This window comes from Mycobacterium kyorinense, from assembly GCF_002101735.1.
Taxonomy (GTDB): Bacteria; Actinomycetota; Actinomycetes; order Mycobacteriales; family Mycobacteriaceae; genus Mycobacterium; species Mycobacterium kyorinense.
This window is the reverse complement of the sequence record NZ_LQPE01000178.1, coordinates 1-24394: the sequence shown is the minus strand read 5'-3', so window position 1 is coordinate 24394 and position 24394 is coordinate 1. Positions and strand designations below refer to the sequence as shown.

Annotated in this window: 28 protein-coding genes and 1 pseudogene; 8 read left to right on the top strand and 21 right to left on the bottom strand. The window is 68.1% G+C overall.

Annotation, left to right across the window (positions count from 1 at the left end):
* Window positions 1-3: 3 nt before the first annotated feature.
* A complete protein-coding gene (locus tag AWC14_RS27620; RefSeq protein WP_045383104.1) occupies window positions 4-435 on the top strand; it encodes a type II toxin-antitoxin system Rv0910 family toxin in 432 nt (143 codons plus the stop codon).
* Here AWC14_RS27620 and AWC14_RS27615 read toward each other — a convergent pair.
* The 4 genes from AWC14_RS27615 to AWC14_RS27600 all read right to left on the bottom strand — a co-directional run bounded on the left by AWC14_RS27615 (window position 407) and on the right by AWC14_RS27600 (window position 4697).
* Window positions 407-1885, bottom strand: a complete 1479-nt coding sequence (locus tag AWC14_RS27615) for a flavin-containing monooxygenase (RefSeq protein ID WP_045383106.1) — start codon at window positions 1883-1885, stop codon at window positions 407-409. The genes AWC14_RS27620 and AWC14_RS27615 overlap by 29 nt on opposite strands.
* Complete coding sequence (locus AWC14_RS27610; protein WP_045383108.1) at window positions 1882-2730, bottom strand: short-chain dehydrogenase/reductase; 849 nt, start codon at window positions 2728-2730, stop codon at window positions 1882-1884. Before AWC14_RS27610 ends, AWC14_RS27615 begins: the two co-directional genes overlap by 4 nt.
* Before the next feature lie 120 nt (window positions 2731-2850).
* Window positions 2851-4041, bottom strand: coding sequence for a lipid-transfer protein (locus AWC14_RS27605; protein WP_045383110.1), 1191 nt, complete (start codon window positions 4039-4041; stop codon window positions 2851-2853).
* Complete coding sequence (locus tag AWC14_RS27600) at window positions 4038-4697, bottom strand: TetR/AcrR family transcriptional regulator (RefSeq protein WP_045383112.1); 660 nt, start codon at window positions 4695-4697, stop codon at window positions 4038-4040. Before AWC14_RS27600 ends, AWC14_RS27605 begins: the two co-directional genes overlap by 4 nt.
* A gap of 124 nt (window positions 4698-4821) precedes the next feature.
* Between AWC14_RS27600 and AWC14_RS27595 the strand changes: the two genes are divergently transcribed.
* Window positions 4822-6357 (top strand): flavin-containing monooxygenase, encoded by a 1536-nt coding sequence (locus tag AWC14_RS27595; RefSeq protein ID WP_045383114.1) that lies wholly within the window; start codon window positions 4822-4824, stop codon window positions 6355-6357.
* Here the strand turns inward: AWC14_RS27595 and truB are convergent.
* Genes truB through AWC14_RS27580 form a run of 3 tightly spaced genes read right to left on the bottom strand, consistent with a single transcriptional unit; the run spans window position 6335 to window position 8843 of the window.
* On the bottom strand, window positions 6335-7213 hold the full coding sequence (truB, locus tag AWC14_RS27590) for a tRNA pseudouridine(55) synthase TruB (protein WP_081968271.1): 879 nt from the start codon (window positions 7211-7213) through the stop codon (window positions 6335-6337). The genes AWC14_RS27595 and truB overlap by 23 nt on opposite strands.
* The gene (pptT, locus tag AWC14_RS27585) at window positions 7210-7887 is read right to left on the bottom strand and encodes a 4'-phosphopantetheinyl transferase PptT (RefSeq protein WP_045383116.1); all 678 of its coding nucleotides are present in this window, start codon (window positions 7885-7887) and stop codon (window positions 7210-7212) included. The genes truB and pptT overlap by 4 nt, the downstream gene beginning before the upstream one ends.
* Window positions 7884-8843 (bottom strand): metallophosphoesterase family protein, encoded by a 960-nt coding sequence (locus AWC14_RS27580; protein ID WP_045383118.1) that lies wholly within the window; start codon window positions 8841-8843, stop codon window positions 7884-7886. The genes pptT and AWC14_RS27580 overlap by 4 nt, the downstream gene beginning before the upstream one ends.
* Window positions 8844-8961: 118 nt before the next feature.
* Here AWC14_RS27580 and AWC14_RS27575 point away from each other — a divergent pair, with 118 nt between their 5' ends.
* Together AWC14_RS27575 and AWC14_RS27570 are read left to right on the top strand one after the other, a co-directional pair.
* Window positions 8962-9555 (top strand): DUF3558 domain-containing protein, encoded by a 594-nt coding sequence (locus AWC14_RS27575; RefSeq protein ID WP_045383120.1) that lies wholly within the window; start codon window positions 8962-8964, stop codon window positions 9553-9555.
* A 4-nt stretch (window positions 9556-9559) separates the two neighbouring features.
* The gene (locus AWC14_RS27570; RefSeq protein WP_045383122.1) at window positions 9560-11206 is read left to right on the top strand and encodes a CocE/NonD family hydrolase; all 1647 of its coding nucleotides are present in this window, start codon (window positions 9560-9562) and stop codon (window positions 11204-11206) included.
* A gap of 23 nt (window positions 11207-11229) precedes the next feature.
* On the opposite strand, the gene AWC14_RS27565 is transcribed toward AWC14_RS27570, so the two are convergent.
* Window positions 11230-11790: a DUF1802 family protein gene (locus AWC14_RS27565; RefSeq protein ID WP_045383124.1), complete on the bottom strand. Its 561-nt coding sequence runs from the start codon at window positions 11788-11790 to the stop codon at window positions 11230-11232.
* The gene (locus AWC14_RS27560; protein ID WP_045383126.1) at window positions 11787-12035 is read right to left on the bottom strand and encodes a DUF2277 domain-containing protein; all 249 of its coding nucleotides are present in this window, start codon (window positions 12033-12035) and stop codon (window positions 11787-11789) included. The genes AWC14_RS27565 and AWC14_RS27560 overlap by 4 nt, the downstream gene beginning before the upstream one ends.
* Window positions 12036-12071: 36 nt before the next feature.
* Here AWC14_RS27560 and AWC14_RS27555 point away from each other — a divergent pair, with 36 nt between their 5' ends.
* Complete coding sequence (locus AWC14_RS27555; RefSeq protein ID WP_045383128.1) at window positions 12072-12818, top strand: enoyl-CoA hydratase; 747 nt, start codon at window positions 12072-12074, stop codon at window positions 12816-12818.
* Here AWC14_RS27555 and AWC14_RS27550 read toward each other — a convergent pair.
* The 3 genes from AWC14_RS27550 to AWC14_RS29310 form a co-directional block, all read right to left on the bottom strand.
* The gene (locus tag AWC14_RS27550) at window positions 12720-13079 is read right to left on the bottom strand and encodes a hypothetical protein (protein WP_428839012.1); all 360 of its coding nucleotides are present in this window, start codon (window positions 13077-13079) and stop codon (window positions 12720-12722) included. The two genes, AWC14_RS27555 and AWC14_RS27550, sit on opposite strands and share 99 nt — an antisense overlap.
* 87 nt (window positions 13080-13166) lie before the next feature.
* A complete protein-coding gene (locus tag AWC14_RS27545; RefSeq protein ID WP_158089933.1) occupies window positions 13167-13895 on the bottom strand; it encodes a DUF5642 family protein in 729 nt (242 codons plus the stop codon).
* A gap of 113 nt (window positions 13896-14008) precedes the next feature.
* Window positions 14009-14272, bottom strand: coding sequence for a hypothetical protein (locus AWC14_RS29310; RefSeq protein WP_057003443.1), 264 nt, complete (start codon window positions 14270-14272; stop codon window positions 14009-14011).
* Between the two features lie 425 nt (window positions 14273-14697).
* On the opposite strand from AWC14_RS29310, the gene AWC14_RS27535 reads away from it, so the two are divergent.
* A complete protein-coding gene (locus AWC14_RS27535; RefSeq protein WP_045385463.1) occupies window positions 14698-15024 on the top strand; it encodes a hypothetical protein in 327 nt (108 codons plus the stop codon).
* Window positions 15025-15037: 13 nt separating this feature from the next.
* Here AWC14_RS27535 and AWC14_RS27530 read toward each other — a convergent pair whose 3' ends face one another.
* From AWC14_RS27530 to rimP, 8 genes are all read right to left on the bottom strand, one after another.
* Window positions 15038-15607: a sugar O-acetyltransferase gene (locus tag AWC14_RS27530; RefSeq protein ID WP_045385466.1), complete on the bottom strand. Its 570-nt coding sequence runs from the start codon at window positions 15605-15607 to the stop codon at window positions 15038-15040.
* 6 nt (window positions 15608-15613) lie between these two features.
* Window positions 15614-16933 (bottom strand): MATE family efflux transporter, encoded by a 1320-nt coding sequence (locus AWC14_RS27525; RefSeq protein WP_057003444.1) that lies wholly within the window; start codon window positions 16931-16933, stop codon window positions 15614-15616.
* Window positions 16930-17925, bottom strand: coding sequence for a DHH family phosphoesterase (locus AWC14_RS27520; protein WP_045385469.1), 996 nt, complete (start codon window positions 17923-17925; stop codon window positions 16930-16932). The genes AWC14_RS27525 and AWC14_RS27520 overlap by 4 nt, the downstream gene beginning before the upstream one ends.
* Window positions 17900-18382 carry a 30S ribosome-binding factor RbfA gene (gene rbfA / locus AWC14_RS27515; protein ID WP_057003445.1) on the bottom strand — a complete coding sequence of 161 codons (483 nt, stop codon included), beginning with the start codon at window positions 18380-18382 and terminating at the stop codon, window positions 17900-17902. Before rbfA ends, AWC14_RS27520 begins: the two co-directional genes overlap by 26 nt.
* A 2-nt stretch (window positions 18383-18384) precedes the next feature.
* Window positions 18385-21042, bottom strand: coding sequence for a translation initiation factor IF-2 (infB, locus tag AWC14_RS27510; RefSeq protein WP_057003446.1), 2658 nt, complete (start codon window positions 21040-21042; stop codon window positions 18385-18387).
* A gap of 66 nt (window positions 21043-21108) precedes the next feature.
* The gene (locus tag AWC14_RS27505) at window positions 21109-21471 is read right to left on the bottom strand and encodes a YlxR family protein (protein WP_193393859.1); all 363 of its coding nucleotides are present in this window, start codon (window positions 21469-21471) and stop codon (window positions 21109-21111) included.
* A 65-nt stretch (window positions 21472-21536) separates the two neighbouring features.
* Window positions 21537-22580 carry a transcription termination factor NusA gene (gene nusA / locus AWC14_RS27500; RefSeq protein ID WP_045375747.1) on the bottom strand — a complete coding sequence of 348 codons (1044 nt, stop codon included), beginning with the start codon at window positions 22578-22580 and terminating at the stop codon, window positions 21537-21539.
* On the bottom strand, window positions 22580-23116 hold the full coding sequence (gene rimP / locus AWC14_RS27495) for a ribosome maturation factor RimP (RefSeq protein ID WP_045375749.1): 537 nt from the start codon (window positions 23114-23116) through the stop codon (window positions 22580-22582). Before rimP ends, nusA begins: the two co-directional genes overlap by 1 nt.
* Window positions 23117-23229: 113 nt before the next feature.
* On the opposite strand from rimP, the gene AWC14_RS27490 reads away from it, so the two are divergent.
* Both AWC14_RS27490 and AWC14_RS27485 read left to right on the top strand, forming a co-directional pair.
* Entirely contained in the window at window positions 23230-23778 is a 549-nt protein-coding gene (locus AWC14_RS27490) for a hypothetical protein (protein WP_081968033.1), read from the top strand.
* Complete coding sequence (locus tag AWC14_RS27485) at window positions 23775-24209, top strand: ferritin-like domain-containing protein (protein WP_045375751.1); 435 nt, start codon at window positions 23775-23777, stop codon at window positions 24207-24209. Before AWC14_RS27490 ends, AWC14_RS27485 begins: the two co-directional genes overlap by 4 nt.
* A 74-nt stretch (window positions 24210-24283) precedes the next feature.
* On the opposite strand, the pseudogene AWC14_RS28485 reads toward AWC14_RS27485, so the two are convergent.
* Window positions 24284-24394: pseudogene (locus AWC14_RS28485) on the bottom strand (IS982 family transposase); the annotation flags it as partial.

Sequence of the window (24394 nt, the reverse complement as noted above, 5' to 3'; positions counted from 1 at the left end):
CGGATGGCCAAAGTCGAGCTTGCCCGCGATCTGTCGTTGCCTTGTGACCAAGCGTGGGCCCACGCATCGAATCTGGCCGAACTCGGCGACTGGCTGGCCATGCATCAAGGCTGGCGGTCAGACGTGCCGGCCGAGCTCGCGGTTGGTACGACGTTGGTCGGGGTGGCCGGCGCCAAGGGCATGCGCAACCGCGTCACGTGGACGGTACAGAAACTCGACCCGCCGAGGCTGCTCGAGATTAGCGGCGACGGCGTGGGCGGCACCAAGTACGGGCTGAAATTGACCGTCACCCCGACGGCATCGGGCTGCAAGTTCGCGCTTCGGATCGACATGGGCGGCAAGCCGCTGTTCGGGCCGATCGGCGCGGCCGCGGCCCGAGCCGTCAAGGGAGATATCGAGCGCTCGATCAAGCAATTTGAGACGTTGTACGCCTAGCGCTGGAGATGTCATAGTCGCGAACGTCGGGCGCTGCGGCGAGCCGGCGCCGATAGGCATTCGGCGTCCACGGCCACAGCTCGGGCAGGCCGTCGGCGCCCAAATACCAACTGGTGCAGCCGGTTGCCCAGACGGTACCGGGCATCGCGCGATGCATGCTCGCGTTGAATTCGTCCGTCGCACGCAACGTGGGTGCGACGGTGTCGAACTCGTTGTCGCGCCAGCGCTGAATCCAGCGCAGGATGTGCGCGCCCTGGGCTTCGGCGATCGCGGTCAACGAGTAGTTGCCGACCGGGCTGTGCGGGCCCATCAGCATGAAAAAGTTGGGGAAGCCGGGCAATGCCACGCCGAGGTGGGCTTTAGGCCCGTGTTCCCACAGCTGTTCGACGGTGAGGCCGTCGCGGCCGACAAGCGTCATCGGACGCATGAATGCGTGGGCGTCGAAACCGGTGGCCAGCACGATGGCGTCGAGCTCGTGCAGGGTGCCGTCCACGGTGACGATGCCGCGCCCTTCGACGTGGTCGATTGCGGTGTCGACCAGGTTGACGTTGTTGCGCTGCATCGCGCGGTAGAAGCCCGCCGAGATGACCAGCCTCCGGCACATCGGCTGATAGTCGGGCGTGAGTCGGCGACGCAACTCGCGGTCACTGACCGTGGCGAGGTTGGCCCGGCACAGGGCGCCGAGGAAACGGCGGCGCCATCCCGGTTCGACCAGCGCGTGGGCGAACCACTCGAAGGCCCGGTTGTATCCGTGGTAAGCGAGGTGGTCGAGAATCGGCAGCTTGCGATGCAGTGGACCCGACCAGCGGCGGTAGCTCGGATTGGGCAACGGCAGCACCCACTGTGCGCTGCGCTGAAACAGATCGAGACGCCCGACGGAACCCGCCAGCCCACAGACGATCTGGACGCCGGTGGACCCGGTCCCGATCACGGCCACCCGCTTGCCGGTCAGATCCTCGGTGTGGTCCCAGCGGGCCGAATGCATGACGGGGCCGCGGAATTCGGCCAGCCCTTCGATGGTCGGTATTCGCGGCTCGCGCAGAATACCGGCGGCCGAAATCAGGAAGTCGTGCGACACCGACTCCCCCGCATCGGTGGTGAGGACCCAGCGACCGTCCTGGAATCGGGCGTCAACGATCTCGACACCGAACCGGATAGCATCGCGGAGCGCGTATTCCTCTGTCACCCAACGGAAGTAATCGAAGATCTCGGAGCCCGGCGAGAAGAGCTTCGTCCAGTCCGGGTGGGTCGCGAAGGTGAATTGATAGAACCGTGACGGCACGTCGCAAGACAAGCCGGGATAGGTGTTGTCGCGCCAGGTTCCGCCGACGTCGTGCGATTTCTCGTAGATCGTGACATCTGCGATGCCGGCCTCACGCAGCAGGATTGCCTGGCAGAGCCCGGACATTCCGGCGCCGACGATCCCCACCGAAGCTTGTCGTTGCGTCATGCGGATACTTCCATGCCCTCGGCGGCGCGGATGACGCGCCGCATGCGCGGCGACCTGGCCAGCACGCGGTCAGCGAGGAAGAGCAGAGGCCGCAGATCGAGTAGCAGCGGAACCCAACGAGGTGCGTAGATTCGGCGCGCGCGGCGCTCGATCCCCGCGGCGATCGCCCTGGCCGCCGCGTCCACCGGGATCGGTTTGCTGACCGCGGCGGGCAGCGCCGCCATGACGGCGCTCAAGCCCGAGTTTGTCAGCACCTGCTGCGCCAATCCGGTGTCGACCAATCCGAAGTAGGCGATTCCGACATCGACCCCGTCGGCGGCAAGCTCGATGCGCACCGACCGCATCAGCGATTCAACCCCGGCTTTCGACACCACATACCCACTGACGGTCGGTCCCGGAATCGCCGCGGCGATCGACGCGACCGCGACGATGTATCCGCGGCGTTGCCGGATATACGGTGTCGCCGCCTGAACGGTGTGGAGCACGCCCAGCAGGTTGACGTCGATGACGTTGCGCCACGCGGCGGGATCCACCGCAGCGACGGTCGCTCCTGGCCCCGCAATGCCCGCATTGGCTACCACCACGTCGATACCGCCGAATCCCTGCGCCACCGCACTGCACGCTGCCGCCATCGACTCGGCGGAAGTCACGTCTGCTTCGAATACCGCTGCGGCACTGCCGAGTTCGGCAGCCAGTCGCCGCGCGGCGTCGACATCGCGGTCCAGCACTGCGACCCGGGCGCCGACCGCGGCGATCCGGCGGGCGACGTGTGCCCCGATCCCGTGGGCGCCGCCCGTGATCAGGACTCCTTTGTCGGCCAGGTGTGTGGCCGATGAGCGAAACATGCCACCGACGCTAGGACCGACGGTCGGTCGTCGGAATGAGCAAGCCGGACAGTAATTTGATATTTCCGGACACACTCCGGGCTGCTCGTTCAGCTCATCGAGTGGGTGTTGCCGGTTGAGCTACCGCTCGGCGCGTTGGTACGCGGTGACGACGGCCGCGCCGCCGAGGCCGATGTTGTGCTGCAGCGCGGCGTTCACGTTGTCGACCTGACGCTTGTCGGCGGTACCGCGCAGCTGCCAGGTCAGCTCGGCGCACTGCGCAAGACCCGTCGCACCCAGCGGGTGACCCTTGGAGATCAGACCGCCGGACGGGTTGACCACCCAACGGCCGCCGTAGGTGGTGTCGCCGTTGTCGATCAGCTTGGGCGCCTCACCCTCGCCGCATAGCCCGAGTGCCTCGTAGAGCAGCAGCTCGTTGGCGGAGAAGCAGTCGTGCAACTCGATCACCTGGAAGTCCTCCGGGCCGAGGCCAGACTGCTGGTAAACCTGTTGTGCGGCTTGCACGTTCATGTCGTAGCCGATCAGGTTCTTGGCGGTGCCATCGAAGGTCGAAGCGAAATCGGTCGTCATCGCCTGGCCGACGATCTCGGTCGCCTGGCCGGCCAGCCCGTGCTTGTCGACGAACTTCTCGCTGGCCAGGATCGCCGCGCCCGAACCGTCCGAGGTGGGCGAACACTGCAGCTTGGTCAGCGGATCGGAGATCATCCGCGCCGCCAGGATGTCGTCGAGGGTGTAGGACTCCTGGAACTGCGCGAACGGGTTGTTCACAGAGTGCTTGTGGTTCTTGTAGCCGATCTTGGCGAAATGCTCTGCAGTGCTGCCGTATTGGCGCATGTGCTCGCGTCCCGCGGCACCGAACATCCACGGTGCGACGGGCATCGCGAACTCGTCGATCTCGGCCATCGCCTTGACGTGCCGGGCCATCGGCGATTCGCGGTCCTGCGCGCCACCGCCCAGCGAGCCGGGTTGCATCTTCTCGAAGCCCAGCGCGATCGTGCAATCGGCGAGACCGCCGCGAATCGCCTGCGCCGCAAGGAAAAGCGCCGTCGAGCCGGTGGAGCAGTTGTTGTTGACGTTGACGATCGGAATCCCGGTCATGCCCAGCTCGTAGAGCGCCCGCTGCCCGGACGTCGAATCGCCGGCGACATAGCCGACGTAGCCCTGCTCGACCTCGCGGTAGTCAATGCCCGCGTCTTCGAGCGCCTTGGTGCCGGACTCCCGCGCCATGTCGGGGTAGTCCCAGTTTTCCCGGCGGCCCGGCTTCTCGAACTTCGTCATGCCGACGCCGACGACGTAAACCTTGTTTGTCATTGGCTCAGCGTACGGCTCGTTGTGTCGTCGAGGCTCAGGTGCTGGCGGGCAATCGTCGTGCCAAGCCGGGTGACCTGCTCGATGAGCGCGTCTTCGTCTAGGTCGATGGTGCCGGCATGCCACTCGCTGATGAGCCCGACGAAGCCGTTGAGGCCGATGACGATGTCGACGTGCAATGCGGCGGTGTCCGCGTCGTCGCGCACATAGCTCTGTGCCACGAGATTGACCATCTCGACGATCTCGCGCATCGACTCTTGCCTGCGCATCTCCAGTGCACGGCATCCCGAATGGATACCCAGCAGGATTTGGGCCCGGGGGAAGTCCTCGGCCACCCACTTCACCACGACCGTGGCCGCCTGCCGCATCGTGTCCAGCGGCGGCCGCTCGGGGTCCGCGACGAAAACGTCGGCGAGCTGGCCCAGCAGCTCCTTGCGCACTCCGTCCCACACCGCGACGAGCAGTTCGTCGCGGTCGGAGAAGTCGTCGTAGAAATACCGTGAGTTCAGCGCCGCCCGCGCGCACACCTGGCGCATCGTGACGGCGGCCCAGCCCGCTTCACGCCAGATCTCACGGGCCACGCCGATCAGCCGCTTGCGCCGTTCCTTGCGGCGCTGCTCGGCGGTCCGACCGCCGTAGAGGCTCGATCTGCGGCCCATTTCCCGATCCTCGCAAATCGTCGATCTTGACGAAACGGCTCCCGCGGCCAAAACTGGTCTCAGGCGATACCAGATTACTCGGTGCACCTAGATCTGGCCCACCTTCGCGGGAAGGGAGACAACGATGTCGACCGACATCGGATCGGTCCCCGACCATGCGATCGTCATCATCGGTGCGGGGTTTTCCGGCATCGGGACCGCGATCAAGTTGCGCCGCGCCGGTTTCGAGGATTTCGTCATCGTCGACGAGGCCGACGGCGTCGGCGGAACATGGCACTGGAACACGTATCCGGGCATCGCCGTGGACATCCCCTCGTTCAGCTACCAGTACTCGTTCGAGAAGCGACGGAATTGGTCACGCAGCTATGCGCGGGGCCACGAACTGAAGGCTTACGCCGAGCACTGCGTACAGAAGTACGGGCTAGGTCCGAAGATTCGGTTCGACACCACGGTTGTCAGGGCAGAGTTCGACGAATCGGACTGCCTGTGGCGGCTGACCACCTCCGCGGGTGAGCGGCTCACGGCCCGCTTCGTCATCAATGCGTGCGGCGTGCTGACACGCCCGGTGCGTCCGGAGATTCCCGGCATCGACGACTTCGCCGGCATCACCATGCACACCGCGCGCTGGGACCACACTCAGGATCTGACCGACAAGCGGGTCGGGATCATCGGGACCGGCGCATCGGCCGTGCAGGTGATTCCGGCGATCGCGCCAAAAGTCGCTCACCTGACCGTGTTCCAACGTACGCCGATCTGGTGCCTGCCCAAACCCGACCTGTCGCTGCGCGGTACGGTGCCGCGGCTGCTGACCGGGCTGCCCGGCGGACAGGTGCTCACCAGACTCGCCAGCCAGATCTTCGTCGAGGCGACGTTCCCGATCCCGGCGCACTACCACGGCGCCATACCCGGGATGTCGCCGATGGCAATGCGATTGGCCCGCATGTATCTGCGCAGCCAAGTGCACGACCCGGTGGTTCGCGACAGACTGACACCGCGCTACGGCCTGGGCTGCAAACGGCCGGCCTTCCACAACGAGTATTTGGCCACCTACAACCGCGACAACGTCTATCTGGAGACCGAGCCGATTGTGGGGATCGACCGGCACAGCGTTCGCGTCTTAGACGGCAGCGAGCATCCGATCGACGTTCTCATTCTCGCCACCGGGTTCAAAGTGATGGACCCCGACAACATGCCGACCTACGAACTGATCGGGGTGGGCGGAGTCGACCAGCGCGCGTACTGGGACACCCACCGCCTGCAGGCCTACGAGGGCGTCAGCCTACCGGGATTCCCGAACCACTTTTCGATCATGGGTCCCTACGGCTACAACGGGTCGTCGTATTTCGCACTCATCGAGGCGCAGTCGACGCACATCATCCGCTGCCTCAAACATGCCCGGGCGCGCAACGCCCGGTATGTCGAGGTCACGCAGGAGGCCAACGACCGATACTTTGCCGAGATGATGCGGCGTCGACGGCGGCAGATCTTCTGGCAAGACAGCTGCGCGTCGGCCAACAGCTACTACTTCGACAAGAACGGTGACGTCCCGCTGCGCCCGACCACCACGCTGGAATCCGCTTGGCGCAGCAGGCGATTCAACATTCACGACTACCGATTCGGCGTCGCGCCTGCTCGCGCTACAACGTGGCGGGGCGGATGACGACCACCGATTTCGTGCGCGGGCCGTCGTCGCGCAGCAGCGCGATCACCCGGTCATCGGGCGCACAGGCGGCGTAGACGCCGTCGATGCCGGCCGCTGACAGCGGCCGGCCATTCGCGACGGCCTCGGCCTCGTCGGCGCTGAGCTGCCGGCGCGCAAACAGCTGCAGACACGCTTCGTCGAGGTTCAGGCTCAGCCGCGGCTGCTCGGCCAGCTCGTCGAGCGTGCGCGCTTGATCCAGCCCGAAGCGCCCGACGCACGTGCGCCGCAGCGCGGTCAAGTGCCCGCCGACGCCGAGCATGTCACCGAGATCGCGTGCCAGCGCGCGGATGTAGGTTCCCGACGAGCAGTCGACCTCGACGTCGAGGTCGACGAGCCGACCGTGCCGACGCACTGCCAGCAGCTCGAACCGGTCGATGCGCACCGGCCTTGGCGCGAGTTCGACCGCCTGCCCTTCCCGCGCAAGCCGATACGCTCGCCGGCCGCCGATTTTGACCGCGCTGACCGCCGACGGCACCTGGGCGATGTCGCCGCGCAGCGCCGCGATGGCTGTGCTGATCGCGTCGTCGGTCAGGTGCTCAGCGGAAACCTCTTGCAGCACTTCACCTTCGGCGTCCTCGGTGGATGTCGACTGGCCGAGGCGGATGGTGGCCGCATAGGACTTCGATGCGCCGGTCAGCAGTCCGAGGATCTTGGTCGCCCGCTCGACTCCGATGACCAGCACGCCGGTGGCCATCGGGTCCAGCGTTCCCGCGTGACCCACGCGACGGGTGCCGAAGATCCGCCGGCACCGCCCCACCACGTCGTGGCTCGTCATACCGGCGGGCTTGTCGACGATGACCAGGCCGGCGTTCACAGCACGATCGCCGTCAGCACCAAGTCGTTTCGCACCGACCACCGTCCGCGCAGCGCGGTCAGCGGCGGGCCCGACAGCGCGGCGCCGTCGATCAGGATCTTGGAGACGAACTCACCGGTGGAGTCGTCCGGGTCCACGTCGAACACGATGTGGGCGTCCTCGAAACCGAGCCACCGGCGCGTCAACGGGAACCACGCCTTGTACGTTGCCTCCTTGGCGCAGAACAGGATTCGATCCCAGTGCAGACGCTCAGGCAACGCGCCGATTTCATGGCGCTCCTCCGGCAACGTGATCGCGTCCAGCACCCCGTCGGGCAACACGTCGTGCGGTTCGGCGTCGATGCCCACCGAACGCACCGCACTGCTGCGGCCCACCACCGCGCCGCGGTAGCCGGTGCAGTGGGTGAGGCTGCCGACGACTCCGTCGGGCCAGCACGGTTCGCCCTTGTCGCCCTTGAGAATCGGCACCGGCGGTAACCCGAGTTCACCCAACGCGATCCGGGCGCAGTGCCTGGCGGTGATGAACTCGTTGCGCCGTTTGGCCACCGAACGGGCGATTAGCGGCTCTTCCTCGGGCAGCGGCGCCAGCCCGGGTGGGTCGGAATACAGCTCGGCAAAAGCCAGATCGTGACTCTCGTCGGGCAGCACCGACGACAGCAGCGTCGCGTCGGTCATCGGGACTGCCGCTGCCGCAACCGTTCCCGGAACTGCTCGGCCTGCTTACGCATCTCGGGTGTGATGACGAAGTGGCCGCCGAAATCGTTGAGGTACCCCGGCGCATACTGCGGATCGGGAAGCACCTGGCGCAGCCAGCTGAATGGCTTGCGGCGCCGCCACTCTCGCGGGTAGCCCACGGACACCTCCTCGAAGCGCACCCCGTCGTACCAGGTGGTGCGGGGAATGTGCAGGTGCCCGTAGACCGAGCAGGTCGCGTTGTAGCGGGTGTGCCAGTCGGCGGTCTCGGTGGTGCCGCACCACAGCGAGAACTCCGGGTAGAACAGCGCGTCGCAGGGCTCGCGCACCAGCGGGAAATGGTTGACCAGCACCGTCGGCGTCATCCAGTCGAGGTCTTCCAGGCGCTTGCGGGTGGCCGCCAACCGATCCCGGCACCAGGCCTCGCGGGTGCCGTACGGCTCGGGCGACAACAGGAATTCGTCGGTGGCCACCACGTTGCGCTCGCGCGCGATCGCCAGTCCTTCGGCCTTGCTGGTCGCCCCCTCCGGCAGGAACGTGTAGTCGTAGAGCAGAAACATCGGCACGATCGTGGCCGGGCCACCCCGCTCGGTCCACACCGGGAACGGATGCTCCGGGGTGACGATGCCCATCTCGTCGCACATGTGAACCAGGTAGTCGTAGCGGGCGCGGCCGAAGACCTGCATCGGGTCCTTGCCGGTGGTCCACAATTCGTGGTTGCCGGGCACCCAGATGACCTTGGCGAACCGTCGTCGCAGCAGATCCAGCGACCAGCGGATGTCGTCGGTGCGTTCGGCGACGTCACCGGCGACGATCAGCCAATCGTCCGGCGACGACGGATGCAGCGATTCGGTGACGGGCTTGTTGCCGAGGTGACCGGTGTGCAGGTCGGAGACCGCCCACAGCGTCGGCTCGTGCCTCGTGTTTTCTGCCGCCACGACTCCTCAGCGTAGTGGCGATCGCCAGCGCGGCGGAGCCGGGCGCAGCGGGTCGCCACGCGTGGAGCCAGCGCCAACCGGGTGCGAACTGGAACAGGTTCTCGTTAGACTCCCCGCCATGGCCGGAAAGTGGCTCGTCAAATTGCGTCTGATCACGGCACTGGCGGCGCTGCTGATGGCGGTTGTCGTGGTCTGGCAGAGTGCCCCGCCGGCCGGCAGCGGCGGCACGGCCGTTCAGTTGCGCGCCACCGGCGCACCGCTGGACCCGGCCACCACGATGAAAAGCCCGATCGTGGCCACCACCGATCCCCGGCCGTTTGACCCCTGCGAGGACATCCCGTTCGACGTCATCAGCCGGCTCGGCCTGTCGTACACCCCGCCCGAGCACGAGGAGGGGCTGCGCTGCCACTACGACGCGGGCAACTACCAGCTGGCCGTCGAGCCGATCATCTGGCGCAGCTACGAGCAGACGTTGCCCGCCGACGCCCTTGAGACCACGGTCAACGGTCACCGCGTCGCGCAGTACTGGGTGCTCAAGCCGACCTACCACAACAGCTACTGGTACGTGTCCTGCATGGTGGCGTTCAAGACCAGCTACGGGCTGATCCAGCAGGCGCTGTTCTACTCGACGGTCTACTCCAACCCCGACGTCGACTGCCCGGCCACCAATCTGCAGCGGGCCAACGAGCTTTCCCCCTACTACGTGTTCTGATGCGGTGACGACGGCATCCACCCGGTCCCCCGAGTCGACGTTGCGCACGCTCACCCGGCGCGCCGGCGGCCGCATCCTGCGCCCGCTGCTGCGCCTGCCGGCGGAAACCACGCGCTACACGGTGAGCCGGGTAGGGATCCCGATGCGCGACGGCGTCGAATTGGCCGCGGACCACTACGCGCCGACGGGCGCCGAGCCCGTCGGCACGCTGTTGGTCCGCGGGCCCTACGGCCGCGGGTTTCCGTTCTCGCTGATATTCGGCGCGCTGTACGCCGCCCGCGGCTATCACGTTGTGCTGCAAAGCGTTCGGGGGACGTTCGGCTCGGCGGGCGTGTTCGAGCCGATGATCCGCGAGGCCGACGACGGCGCCGACACCGTGGCCTGGCTGCGCCAGCAGCCCTGGTTCACCGGCCGGTTCGGCACCGTCGGACTGTCGTATCTGGGGTTCACCCAGTGGGCGATCCTGGCCGACCCTCCGCCGGAACTGGCGGCGGCCGTGATCACCGCAGGGCCGCACGACTTCTGCGCGTCGTCGTGGGGAACCGGCTCGTTCGGGCTCAACGACTTCCTGGGCTGGAGCGACCTGATCGCCCACCAGGAAGAGCCCCGGATCCGGGCCGGCATCCGCCAGCTGCTCGCCCGCCGCCGGGTGGCCCGCGCGGCCGGCGGGTTGCCGCTGGGTACGGCCGGCCGGGCGCTGCTGGGTGAGGGCGCGCCGTGGTACGAGTCCTGGCTGGAACACCAGGACCGCGACGACCCGTTCTGGGAGCCGATGCGGCTCACCGCCGCGCTGGACAAGGTGCAGGTCCCGGTGCTGCTGTTCGGCGGCTGGCAGGACCTGTTCCTGCGGCAGACGCTCGAGCAGTACCGGCGTCTGCGTGACCGTTCCGTCGACGTGGCGCTGACCGTCGGACCGTGGACACATACCCAGCTGCTCACCGCGGGCCTGGGCACGATCAGCCGCGAATCCCTGGCCTGGCTGGACACCCATGTGGGCGGCGTGGCGGGCAGGTCGCGGCCCAGCCCGGTGCGTGTCTTCGTCACGGGCGAAGGCTGGCGCGAGGCGGCGGATTGGCCGCCGGCGACGTCCACCCAGTCGCTGTATCTGCAACCCGGCGGCGGGCTGGCCGGCACGCCGCCCGCCCCTGCCCCGCCGGCGTCGTTCCGCTTCGACCCCGCCGACCCGACGCCGACGATCGGCGGCGCGCTGCTGTCGCCGAACAGCGGATACCGCAACGACAGCCGGCTCGCCCGCCGCGACGACGTGCTCGTGTTCACCGGCGACGCGCTCGCCGAGGACCTCTGCGTGCACGGCAACCCGGTCGTCGAGTTGGCACACACCTCGGACAATCCACACGTCGACGTGTTCGTCCGGGTCAGCGAGGTCGACGCGCGGGGCCGCTCCCGTAACGTCAGCGACGGCTACCGGCGGCTGGCCGAGCCCGTGGACCGCGTGCGGCTCGAACTCGACGCCGTCGCACACCGATTCCGCGCCGGCTCCCGCATCCGCGTGCTGGTCGCCGGCGGCTGGCATCCCCGCTATGCGCGCAACCTCGGCACGGGCGAGCCGGTGGTGAGCGCCAGCCGAATGACCCCGACCACCCACACCGTGCACTTCGGCACGTCGCGGCTGCTGCTGCCGGTCGGATGAGCGACGGAGATCTCGATCGGACGTCAGCCGACGGCGTCGCGGACCCGGGCGGCGATCCGCGCTAGCGCGGCCTCGTCGTGCACGGGTGCCGCCAGCGTCGGCGTGAGGGGAACCTGCACCCAACTGGTGCACCCGGCGTAGTCCGGGGTCCGTGCCAGCGTTACCGGTTCGGCCAACGGGATGGCCTGCACGACCAGCACGGCCAGCCGATGCCTGGGCCGGAAATCCAGCCGGTCCTTGCGGACCGATTCGGTGGTCCAGATATGCAAGTCCTCGATCGCCTCGAGGTGTTCGGGACGGTTAACCGGAAGTGCTGCAACAACTTTGGCTGCTGCGCGGACAATCAGCCGGCCGTCGGTGCTGTCGGCGGCTGCCGCGGCGAGCAGATCGCGATGCTCAGCCCGGACCCGCTCGACGTGGCTGTGCGCCACCGTCGGAAACAACACGAACTCTCGCGCGGCGACATCGAAACGCTTTTCGTGAATCCCGCCTTTGCGCAGCAACACCGTCTGGCGGCCGTCAAGCAGCGCATGCACGACCGCGCTCCACTCCTTGAGCGCGGGCACGGTCGCGGTTTGCGTCACGTTGTCGCGAGCCGCCGCAGCGGCGGCATGGTTTTCGGGGGTTGACGCCGCGCCGGCAAGGCGGCCAGCAACTGCGTCGTCGCTTCGGTGACTTGGACGACGGCGGCCTCGAAGGCTTCGGCGTTGGCCGCCGAAGGGCGCGTGACACCGCTGACCTTGTGCACGTATTGGCGCGCCGCCGCCTCGATCTCCCCGGCCGTCGCCGGCGGCTCGAGGCCGCGCAATTCGGTGATGTTCCGGCACATGCATCAACCATAGGTGGGCCTGGTTACGGTGATGCGATGAGCGACATTCTGCTGACCGACACCGACGAGCGCATCCGCACCCTGACCCTGAACCGCCCCGAGTCCCGCAATGCGCTGTCTGCCGCGCTGCGGGACCGGTTTTTCGCCGCGCTGGCGCAGGCCGAGGAGGACGACGACGTCGACGTCGTAATCCTCACCGGCGCCGACCCGGTGTTCTGCGCGGGACTGGACCTCAAGGAGCTGGGCGGGCAATCGGCGCTGCCGGACATCTCGCCGCGCTGGCCGGCGATGACCAAGCCGGTGATCGGCGCCATCAACGGCGCAGCCGTCACCGGCGGGCTGGAGCTGGCGCTCTACTGCGACATCCTGATCGCCTCGGAGCAAGCCCGGTTCGCCGACACGCATGCGCGGGTGGGACTGCTGCCGACGTGGGGGCTCAGCGTGCGGCTGCCGCAGAAGGTCGGGGGCGGCCTGGCCCGCCGGATGAGCCTGACCGGCGACTACCTTTCCGCCCGGGACGCACTGCGAGCCGGGCTGGTCACCGAAGTGGTGCCGCACGAGCAGCTGCTGCCCGCCGCCCGGAAAGTGGCCGCCTCGATCGTCGGCAACAACCAGAACGCGGTGCGCGCGCTGCTGGCGTCCTACCACCGCATCGACGAGTCGCAGACCAGCGCGGGGCTATGGCTAGAGGCGAGCGCGGCCAGGCAATACCGAACCACCGGCGACGACATTGCCGCCAACCGGGAAGCCGTGTTGCAGCGCGGCCGAGCGCAAGTGCGGTAGGTGCGCGGGTGCAATCACCGTCACTTCCACCGACAAATAGTCGGCAAGAGCATGCGCCTTCGGCCAGTCGCCGGCAAGCACCGCCGTGGCCAGCTCGTCGACCATCGGTGTGCTAGCGCCCAACTCGGCCAGCCAGGTCGACAACGTCGTCACGATGTCCTCGCCTGATACGTGCGCAGTGCGCCCGTTATGCAGACGATCCGTCAACTGGTAGACGGCCGCTTCGAGCTTGGTGCGGTGGATGAAGCGGTGCGATGACACTGAAGATCTCCTTCGTGGCTATGACCAATCTGTCCCCACCACGAGCCGTCGTCGCGAGTAGTCCGCTACCCCAATCCGGCTGCGCCGCTACTGGCCTCGGACCGCCGAGGCGGCCTTGAGCAGTAGGTCCGACAGCAGCTGCGGCGGGTTGAGTTGGGTGTCGGTGCTGCCCATCACCACCACGGAGGTCTGGTCGTCGAGCGCCGCCGTGTAGATGTAGTCGGGGTCGTCCGAGGCGTCGGCGCTCAGCTTGACCCCGGTGGTGGTGAGGCCGTCGATGTGCGGGGCGGGGACGCGCTCGGCCGTTCCGGTCGCCTGCGGGTCGCCGGACAGCGTGACCCGATCGCAGCCCGCCGCGGCTTGCCCGGCCGGCACCGGCTGAGGCAACCGGAGCGCGACGACGTAGATGTTGCCCTGGTCGCCCTCGCCGCGGACACCGGCTGCCTGGGCGCCGACGGAGGGTTCGACGTTCGGCGGGATGACCATCGCGCGGCATTGCGGCGGGTCGATCTGCGCTTTGGTGAACGCGGTGATCCCGGAGCTCTCGATATCGTGCTGCGCCAACGTCTTCGGCGGTTCGGCCTGCGGCGCGAACCCGGCCGGAAAGTCGTTCTTCACGTTTTCGACGCGGCCGATGTCGTAGGCCGCGGGTGCTGCCGCGGCCGGCGCATTGGTTGCCGACGGCGCGTGCGACGCCGACGACGGGGCGGCCGGCGACTGTTCGGTGGAATCGCTACATGCCGAGATGGCCACACTGGTGCCGAGTGCTGCGAGCAGGCAAGCGATTTGACGGATGGTGGGCGATGGGGAAGTCATTGCATGATCCTTAAAGGTTCGGTCCGTGTCGAAGGTCTTCGAAGCCGCTGCGTCCCACGGGCGAACACCCGACCCCTTGGGGCCGGGTGTTCGCTTGGGCGATGCTGCGCGGGTCACCACCACCACCACCAGTGATGCCACCACCGGTGGTGATGACGCCACCAGTGCTGCGGCATGGGGGTGTCGTGCCAACCCGCGGCGGCGATGTTGTTGAGGTCGGACGGAGTGCCCACCGCCGCCGGCGTGGCTGTGGTGGATGCCACGGCCGGGGTGGCCTGCGCCGACGGGAGGGCGCCAAAGAGCATCGCGCCGCTGAGCGCACCGGCGCCGATCGCACCGACTACCACCCGGCGTGCCGAACCCGCCCAACTCGACATAACAACCTCCTTGAAACATTTCCTTGCTGGTTCGATTACTAACTTAACGCAGCTAATTGATTACTAGCAACTTCGCGGCCGGGGTTTTCAGCAATTTCCCAACTAGCGATACACCGCCGCATTATGGAGAGGCATTACAGGAGTTCAGTAGATACTATTTCAGTAACTCCTCCTCGCGTATGCCCAGGTGAACGCCTTATACGTGCTTACTGACTCTGAGCGCTTCGTATTTCCGTATCCAATGAAACGTGAATTAGACGCCGATTACCGCAGTGACGAAATTCACCCAGACAGCAACGCTAATATCGCCGACTCATTCGCCCACGCTATGGGTCGCCGACTTCCGTCAGAACGCCATACTGATATGCTGACTCGCCAGCTCGTGCCGCTAATGTCCAGTCCGCCGACGGAAGGTTCGCATCCGAATGAGCGCTGCCGCCGATCGCTTCGAGGCCGACGCCGACCGGTCCCGCACACCCGGCAGAGCCGCCCCACCCACGTTCCCGGGCTCGGCGGCGGCGACCGAACGCATCGCGGTCGGCCAGACACGCGGACGGCGGACCCGGCGCACCGTCGATCTCACGCCGGCCCAGCACCGAGCCCTCGATATCTGGCAGCGAGACGCCGCCGATCGCCTCGGTCTCGCCCGCGTGACCGGACAGGAGGTGCTGACCGCGCTGATCGACCAGCTGCTGACGGATCGCGAACTTTCCGCCCGGATCCAGCGCGCCATCCAAGCGGGGCGGCGCTGAACCACCCGCGCGACTAGCGCCGGCCGGTTATTTCCCTGATCACCCGGCACGGGTTACCGGCCGCCAGCACGCCCGCCGGCACATCCCTGGTGACGACACTGCCGGCGCCGACAACCGAGTTGTCACCGATCGATACCCCGGGACAGACGATGACCCCGCCTCCGAGCCATACATTGTCGCCAATCGCGATGGGCGACGCGGATTCCCAGGCCTCCCGGCGGGTCTGGTAGTCGTCGACCGGGTGCTGCGCCGTGAGCAGCTGGACACGGGGACCGATCGACACGTCGTCGCCGATGCTGATCGGTGCGCAGTCCAGCAGGATCGCGTCGTAGTTGACAAAACTGTTCGCGCCCACGCTGATGTAGGTCCCGTAATCGCATTGGAATCGCGGCAGTATCACCGAACCGTCGCCCAGCGATCCCAGCAGCTCGTGCAGCACCTGCTGTCTGCGCTCGTCCTCGTCGGCCGAGGTCGCGTTGAACGCATCGAGCAAGCGCTGACATGCCCTCCTGCTCTCGACGAGGTCGGGGTCGCTCGCCTGGTAGAGGGCGCCGCTGAGCATTCGCTCCCGTTGACTAGCCATGCGTCCTCACGTTCCGATCACCGCCCAGCGGCCCGAAAGGGTGCGGGCACCGACGAAGCACAGCCGTAGCACGACGAAGCTGGTCAGGCCGGCCCAGATTCCTGCGAGGCCCCACCCGAACACCAGCGACAGCCACGTCAGGGGCAGGAACCCGACCAGCGCGCTGATCACCGTCGCGGTGCGCATGAACGCGGCATCGCCGGCGCCCAGCAACACCCCGTCGAGGGCGAAAACGATTCCGGCAACAGGCAATTGGGCCACCAAATACCACCACGGCACCCCGATCACGGCCAACACCGACCGGTCGTCGGTGAACAACTCGGGCAGCACTGCGGCGCCTGCGGCGAACATTACGGCAAGCAGTGTCGCGGCGAGCGCCGAGAACACCGTGACTCGTCGCGCCACCGACTTGGCGTGTTCGATGCTGCCGGCGCCCAGCGACGCACCCACCAGGGCTTGCGCCGCAATTGCCAGCGAATCCAGCACCAGCGCAAGGAATTCCCATAACTGCAGCACCACCTGGTGTGCGCCCAGCGCGGCGGCGCCGAACCGGGCCGCCACCGCGGCCGCCGACACGAAGCAGGCCTGAAAGGCAAGCGTTCGCAGCATCAGGTCACGGCCCATCACGATCTGGGCCCGCAGCACAGCGCGATTGAGCCGCAGTGGCACCCGCTCGGCCAACAGCGCCCGCCCGAACAGCAACGCGGCCAACCACTGTCCCACCAGGTTGGCCACCGCCGAACCGGCCAGCTCCATGCGCGGGAGCCCGAGCCAGCCGTACACCAACAGTGGACACAGCAGTGCCGACAACCCGAAGCCGGCAACCACATAGCGCAGCGGCCGCACGGTGTCCTGCACCCCGCGCAGCCATCCGTTGCCGGCCATTGACACCAAAATGGCAGGCGCGCCCAGGATTGCGATCCGCAGCCACGACAACGCCGCCGTGGAGATGTCGCCGCCGGACGCGATTACCGACGCCAACGGCACCGCCGCGGCCTGCACCACGACGACGACCAGCGCACCCAGACCCAGCGCCAGCCAGGTCGCCTGCACGCCTTCACCAACCGCCGAAACCCGGTCCCCCGCACCGAAATAGCGGGCCGAGCGGGCCGTCGTGCCATATGACAGGAACGTCGAATCGGAGCCAACCAGCCCGAGGATCAGCGCGCCGACGGCCAACCCCGCCAGGCTCAGCGCGCCCAGCCGGCCGACCACCGCGGTGTCGAACAGCAGATAGAGAGGTTCGGCCGCGAGCACGCCCAGCGCGGGTAACGCCAAACCGGCGATCTGGCGGCCGCCGGCAGCGGGTCGACCCGTCTCGGTCACCCGAGGGCGGCGCGCAGTCTGGCCACCACGTCGTCGACCGAACCGGCGATCGAATAGCCGGCGGCCAGCCGATGACCCCCGCCGCCGAACGTCGAGGCGACCGCGGCCAGATCCACCACCGACTTCGCCCGCATCGATACCGTCCACTGTTGCGGCGCAACCTCTTTGAACACCGCGGCCACCTCGGCCTGCGCGGTGGTGCGCACAATGTCGACGATGCTTTCGACTTCCTCCGGCCGCGAGTCGATCCACTCCCCGTTGTCCACGACCGCGTACACCAGGCCGCGGCCGCCCACCGCGTCGGGCACCAGCTGCGCCGAGCCCAGCACCCGGGACAGCATCATCAGCCACGCAAACGGATGGGTGTCCAGCAGGGCCCGGCTGACCGCGGCGTTGTCCACACCGAGCTCGACCAGCCGCGCCGCCAACCGATGCGCGCGTGCGCTGGCCCACCGGAACGAGCCGGTATCGGTGGTCAGCCCGGCGTAGAGGCAGTGCGCGACTTCGATATCGATCGGCTTCCCCCACGCGTCGAGCAATTCGGCGACGAGCATCGTGGTGGAATCCGCCGACGGGTCGACGAAGTTGGCGGTGCCGAACAATTGGTTGGAGGCGTGGTGGTCGATGACCAACAACTCCTGCCCTTCGGCCGCCAGACCCTGCAGCCCGCCGAGCCGGTTCACACTCGGAATATCCACGGTCACAACGAGGTCGACGTCGCGACGGAAAGTATCCGGATCGACCAGCAGCCGGCCGCCGGGCAGTGACTGCAGCGACTCCGGAAGCGTCGCAGGCGCGGCGAAGCTGACTTGCACGTCCTTGCCACACTGGTCGAGCACCAAGCCCAGCGCCAGCCCGGCGCCGATCGTGTCGGCGTCGGGATACACGTGGCAGACCACGCCCACGGTCCCGGCCGCGGACAGCAGCTCGGCGGCGCCGACGGCGTCGACGCGTTGCACGGCCGGCTCAGTCGTCGGATCGATCGTCGTCACCGGCGTCTCCCTCTGCGCCGGCGTCCGCCGGGCTCACGCGGTAGGGGTCGGCTTCGCCGGCCGGTTTGGCACCCGCGCGGACCCGGGCCAGGTCGGCGTCGGCGGCGCGGGCACGCGCCAGCAGCTCCTCCATCCGGTGCGCGGCGTCGGGCACCGTGTCCCTGCTGAACGTCAGCGTGGGGGTGAACCGCACCCCGGTGCCCGCGCCGACCTTGCTCCGCAATACGCCCTTGGCACTTTCCAGCGCCGCGGCCGCTCCGGCGTAATCCGGCTCGTCGTCGAGGGTGCGACCGATCACCGTGTAATACAGGGTCGCGTCGTGCAGGTCGGCGGTCACCTTGGCGTCGGTGATCGTGACACCGGCCAGTCGCGGGTCCTTGATCTCGTACTCGATCGCCGACGCGACGATCGTCGAGATCCGCTTGGCGAGCCGGCGTGCGCGGGCCGGATCAGCCATGCCTAGTGACGCTCCTTTTCGACCAGTTCATAGGTCTCGATGACGTCGCCTTCCTTGATGTCGTTGTAGCCCAGCGTCAAACCGCACTCGTAGCCGTCGCGGACCTCGGTGACGTCGTCCTTCTCCCGTCGCAAAGACTGCACGGTGAGGTTCTCGGCGACCACGATGTTGTCGCGCAGCAGCCGCGCTTTGGCGTTGCGGCGCATCACACCCGAGGTGACCAGACATCCGGCGATGACACCGACCTTGCTGCTGCGGAACAGCGCGCGGATCTCGGCGCGGCCCAACTGGTTTTCCTCGTAGACCGGCTTGAGCATGCCGCGCAGGGCCTTCTCGATCTCGTCGATCGCCTGGTAGATCACCGAGTAGTAGCGAATGTCGACGCCCTCGCGGTTGGCCAGCTCGGTGGCCTTGCCCTCGGCGCGCACGTTGAACCCGATGATCACCGCGTCGGACGCCGAGGCCAGGTTGACGTTGGTCTCGGTGATGCCACCGACGCCGCGGTCGATCACGCGCAGCGCCACCTCGTCGTCGACCTGGATTCCCATCAGGGCTTCCTCCAGCGCCTCGACGGTACCGGCGTTGTCGCCCTTGAGGATCAGGTTGAGCTGGCTGGTTTCCTTCAGCGCCGAGTCCAGGTCCTCCAGGCTGATCCGCTTGCGCGACCGCGCCGCCAGTGCGTTGCGCTTGCGCGCGCTGCGCCGGTCGGCGATCTGGCGGGCGATGCGGTCCTCGTCGACGACGAGGAAGTTGTCGCCGGCGCCGGGCACCGAGGTGAAGCCGATGACCTGCACCGGCCGCGACGGCAGCGCCGCCTCGACGTCCTCGCCGTACTCGTCGACCATCCGCCGCACCCGGCCGTAGGCGTCGCCCGCGACCACCGAGTCGCCGACGTGCAGCGTGCCGCGCTGCACCAGCACGGTGGCCACCGGGCCGCGACCGCGGTCCAGGTGCGCCTCGATCGCCACACCCTGGGCTTCCATGTCGGGGTTGGCCCGCAGGTCCAGTGCGGCGTCGGCGGTCAGCAGCACCGCCTCCAGCAGCGCCTCGATGTTGGTGCCCTGCTTGGCGGAGATGTCGACGAACATCGTGTCGCCGCCGAATTCCTCTGGCACCAAACCGTATTCGGTGAGCTGCCCGCGGATCTTCTGCGGGTCGGCGCCCTCCTTGTCGATCTTGTTGACCGCCACCACGATCGGCACGTCGGCGGCCTGAGCGTGGTTGATGGCCTCCACCGTCTGCGGCATGACACCGTCGTCGGCGGCCACCACCAGGATCGCGATGTCGGTGGCCTTGGCACCGCGGGCACGCATCGCGGTGAACGCCTCGTGCCCCGGGGTGTCGATGAAGGTGATCAGCCGTTGGTCGCCGTCGAGGTCCACCGGCACCTGGTAGGCGCCGATGTGCTGGGTGATGCCGCCGGCCTCGGCCTCGCGGACGTTGGCCTGGCGGATGGTGTCCAGCAGCCGGGTCTTCCCGTGGTCGACGTGACCCATCACGGTCACCACCGGCGGGCGGGTCTGTAAATCGCCTTCGTCTCCTGTGTCTTCTCCGTAGGAGAGGTCAAACGACTCCAGCAGCTCGCGGTCCTCGTCCTCGGGCGACACGACCTGCACGTTGTAGTTCATCTCGCTGCCGAGCAGCTCGAGGGTCTCGTCGCCGACCGACTGGGTGGCGGTCACCATCTCGCCGAGGTTGAACAGCGCCTGCACCAGCGCGGCGGGGTTGGCGTCGATCTTCTCGGCGAAGTCGGACAGCGACGCGCCGCGGGCCAGCCGGATGGTCTCGCCGTTGCCGTGCGGCAGCCGCACGCCGCCGACGACCGGGGCCTGCATCGAGTCGTATTCCTGGCGCTTCTGCCGCTTGGACTTGCGGCCGCGTTTCGGGGCGCCGCCGGGACGGCCGAACGCGCCGGCCGCGCCGCCGCGCTGGCCGGGACGACCACCGCCGCCACCCGGGCGGCCGCGGAAACCGCCCGCGGGCGGGGCACCGACTCCGCCTCCGCCGCCTCGGTAGCCGCCGCCACCGCCGCCGGGACGCCCGCCAGCCGGCGCGCCAGGACGGCCGCCGGGCCCGGGCCGCGGGGCGCCGGGGCGCGGCGGACGGCCCTGACCTGCGGCTCCGCCCGGCCGCGGCGGCATGCTGCCCGGCGACATGCCGGGACGCGGGGCGCCGGGCCTGGGGGCGCCGGGACGCGGCGCGGGAGGACGAGGAATGGGCCGCTCGACGGGCTGCGCCGACGAGAACGGGTTGTTGCCGACGCGCGGAGTGCGGGCGGCCGGCTTGGGCGCCGCGCTGGGCCGCGGGCCGGGCGTGGGGCCCGGGCGCGCGGGGGGCGGCGCGGCTTGAGGCTGCGCGACGGGCGGGGCCGGCGGCGCGGGCGACTCAGCGGCCGGTGCCGGTGCCTTTTTCTCCGGTTTCTCCGGCGCCGGGGCGGCGCCGGCCTTGGCCGCCTTCGCGGGTGCGCCGTTGCCGGCGGTCTTCTCCGCGGCGGGCTTGCCACCGCCGAACGACTCGCGCAGCCGGCGCGCCACGGGCGCCTCGACCGTCGAGGATGCCGATTTGACGAATTCGCCCTGTTCGCTCAGCCGGGCGAGAACTTCCTTGCTGGTAACACCGAGTTCCTTGGCCAACTCGTGTACGCGGGCCTTGCCTGCCACTACTTCTCCTGTCCATGAGGCGACAGCGGTGGTGGGCCGCGCCTCGGGTTTAGCTATGACGCATGGTCATCGGGACTTCACGGTGTGCTCATGTTCTTTGCTACCTGTCCTGTTGCCGGGTGCGCCGAGCGAATCGACATGCTCGACCACCGCGGATGTGTCCGGTGAACCGGTGATGCGCAGCGCTCGGGTGAAAGCTCGCCGCCGGATCGCCTCGCGCGTGCACTGCGGTGAGGGATGCAGCCACGCACCCCGCCCCGGCAGGTTACCTGCTGTGTCGACGATTACGGCGTATTTGCCGTTCCCGCTCGACACCGCCACCACTCGAAGCAGTTCGACGGCCAACTCTCGCTTCCGGCAGCCGACGCATGTCCGCACCGGTCCTTCGGTGCGTCGATGCGCCGAGGCCGAAGTCTCGCGCTGGATCACGGCTCAGTTTACCTGCACCGGGCCGGCGCTCAGCACCGGCTGGCCCGTTCGGTGGCGACCCGTTGCTACCGCTCGTGGGCCATGCCGTGGCTGGCGCCGTGGTCCGGTTGGCCGGCGGGGTGTTCAGGCGAATCGCCACGGATGTCGATGCGCCAACCCGTCAGCCGGGCCGCCAGACGTGCGTTCTGGCCTTCCTTGCCGATGGCCAGCGACAACTGGAAGTCGGGCACGACCACCCGCGCGGCCCGTGCCGACTGGTCGATGACGGTGACCGAAACCACCTTGGCCGGCGAGAGCGCGTTGGCGACGAAGCGGGCCGGGTCCTCGTCGTAGTCGATGATGTCGATCTTCTCCCCGGACAGCTCGCTCATCACGTTTCGCACTCGCTGACCCATCGGGCCGATGCAGGCGCCCTTGGCGTTCAATCCGGGAACGTTCGACCTGACCGCGATCTTGGAGCGGTGCCCGGCTTCGCGCGCGACGGCGACGATCTCCACCGACCCGTCGGCGATCTCCGGCACCTCCAGCGAGAACAGCTTGCGCACCAAGTTGGGGTGGGTGCGCGACAGCGTGATCAGTGGCTCGCGGGCGCCGCGGGTCACGCCGACCACATAGCAGCGCAGCCGGTCGCCGTGTTCGTAGGTTTCCCCGGGAACCTGCTCGGCGGCCGGGATCACCCCTTCGGACCCCTTGGTCTCACTTCCCATCCGCACGACCACGAGACCGCGTGCATTGGCGCGGCTGTCGCGTTGGATCACCCCCGCGACGATTTCGCCCTCGCGAGTGGAGAACTCGCCGTAATTGCGCTCGTTTTCGGCGTCGCGAAGGCGCTGCAGGATCACCTGCCGCGCGGTGGTGGCGGCAATCCGGCCGAAACCTTCTGGGGTGTCGTCCCATTCGGAGAGCACGTTGCCGTGTTCGTCGACCTCCCGGGCAATCACCCGCACGACGCCGGTCTTGCGGTCGATGTCGATACGGGCGTCCGGTTGGTGCCCTTCGGTGTGCCGGTAAGCGGTGAGCAATGCCGATTTGATGGTTTCCACCACCACATCCACCGAAATGCCTTTGTCCGCTTCGATCGCGTGCAGCGCGGCCATGTCGATGTTCATCAGCGCCGCTCCTCCGTTTCCGCACCTCGACCCGATTGCGTGGCCAGCTCCAGCTCCCGTTGGGCCGGCAACGAAAACTCAACTTGCACAACGGCTTTGTCGATCTCGTCGAGCGGGATGGAACGCAGCGCAAAGTCGCGGCCGTCGCGGACGACCAGCGTCACCGTGTTGTCGCGGGCCTCGCCGAGTCTGCCGGTCAGTTGGGACCCGTCGGTCAAGGCCATTTCGACCTTGCGGCCGCGGGCGCGGCGGAAATGCTTTTCGCTGGTCAGCGGGCGCTCCACACCGGGCGAGCTGACCTCGAGCACGTAGTGGCCGTGAATGCTTTTGACGCCGTCGAGCACTCTCGATGCCGATCGCGACAACGCGGCGATGGTGTCCAGGTCCAGTGCGGTGTCGCCGTCGGCGATCACCGTGATCCGCGGCGGACGGGTCCGGGTGTCGATGACGACGTCTTCGATCTCGTAGCCTGCGCGCGCGAACTCGCCATCGAGTAGCTCGATCACCTGCGTTTGCGAAGGTAGCCCGGTGGCCACGGCGAGCTCCTCATCTTGAGTTGTCCGGTCATCGAAGTTCCTGGGAACAGCAACCAACGATACGCCAGGAATCCGCCGTCAGCCGGGGACCGCGAGCGTCCGCTCACCGCGTCATGCTTGCCTCCGGCGCGCAATGGCAGGATGTTGCTGTGCCACCGACAGTGCCGGTCGTGACCAGGCGACGCGTGCTAGCCGGCGGTGCCGCATTGGCCGCGTTGGGGATCACCGCGACGGCGTGCGGCTCGCGGCAGGAGCGGCCCCCCGCCGTCGACCCACTGAAAGCGCAATTGGCGCTGGCCCGCCACGACAGCGAACTGGCCACGGCGGCTGCCACCGCCGAGTCGCCGCGGGTGGCTGCCGCGCTGAAGCAGGTCGCCTCCGAGCGTGAGCAGCACGCGACCGCGCTGTCGGCCGAGATCGACCGGGTCGCCGGGATCACTTCCAGCACGTCCAGCTCGACGACGACAACCACGACCAGCGCCCCGCCCGGACCGCCGCCGGCACTGTCCGACGTCGTCGGCTCGCTGCGCGCGTCGGCCGCCAGCGCAAGTCAGCTGGCCATGAGCGAGTCGGGATACCGGGCCGGCCTGATGGGCTCGATCGCGGCCGCGTGCACCGCCGCGTACACCGTCGGGCTGGTGTTGAAAGACACCGCGCCGTGACCGCTTACGACGACGCCCTGTGCGCGGCGCTGTCCACCGAACACGCCGTCATCTACGGCTACGGCATCGTGTCTGCCCGTTGCGCCCCGGACGTGAACGACCTGGTGTCTGCCGCCATGACCCAGCACCGCGAACGTCGGGACCAGGTCATCGCGATGCTGGACGCACGCAAAGTCACCGCGCCCGTTGCCGCCGCCGGCTATCAGCTGCCCATGCGGGTGGACAACGAGGTCGACGCGGCCCGGCTCGCGGCGCGGATGGAGACGGACACCGAGGTGGCCTGGCGTGCGGTGGTCGAGCAGGCCGAAGCCCCGCAGGACCGCGAATTCGGTGTGACCGCGCTGATCCAGAGCGCCGTCACGGCTGCGCGGTGGAATCGGGTGGTGGGCGCCTGGCCGATCACCACGGCGTTCCCGGGCGGCGCCGACTAGGCGCGGCGATCGCAAGCTCGGCGAAGCCGAGTGCAGCGGGTCGACGCCGGCTAGATGAGTGATTCCTATCCCGGTCAGTGGTCGTAGGCGATCAGTGATCGTTTGGTGGGGGTGTTGATTTTCCAGTTGTGCCAGATCACGGCGGCCAGTGCGAGTAAGCGTTGAGCGATGCGGGCGAAGACACC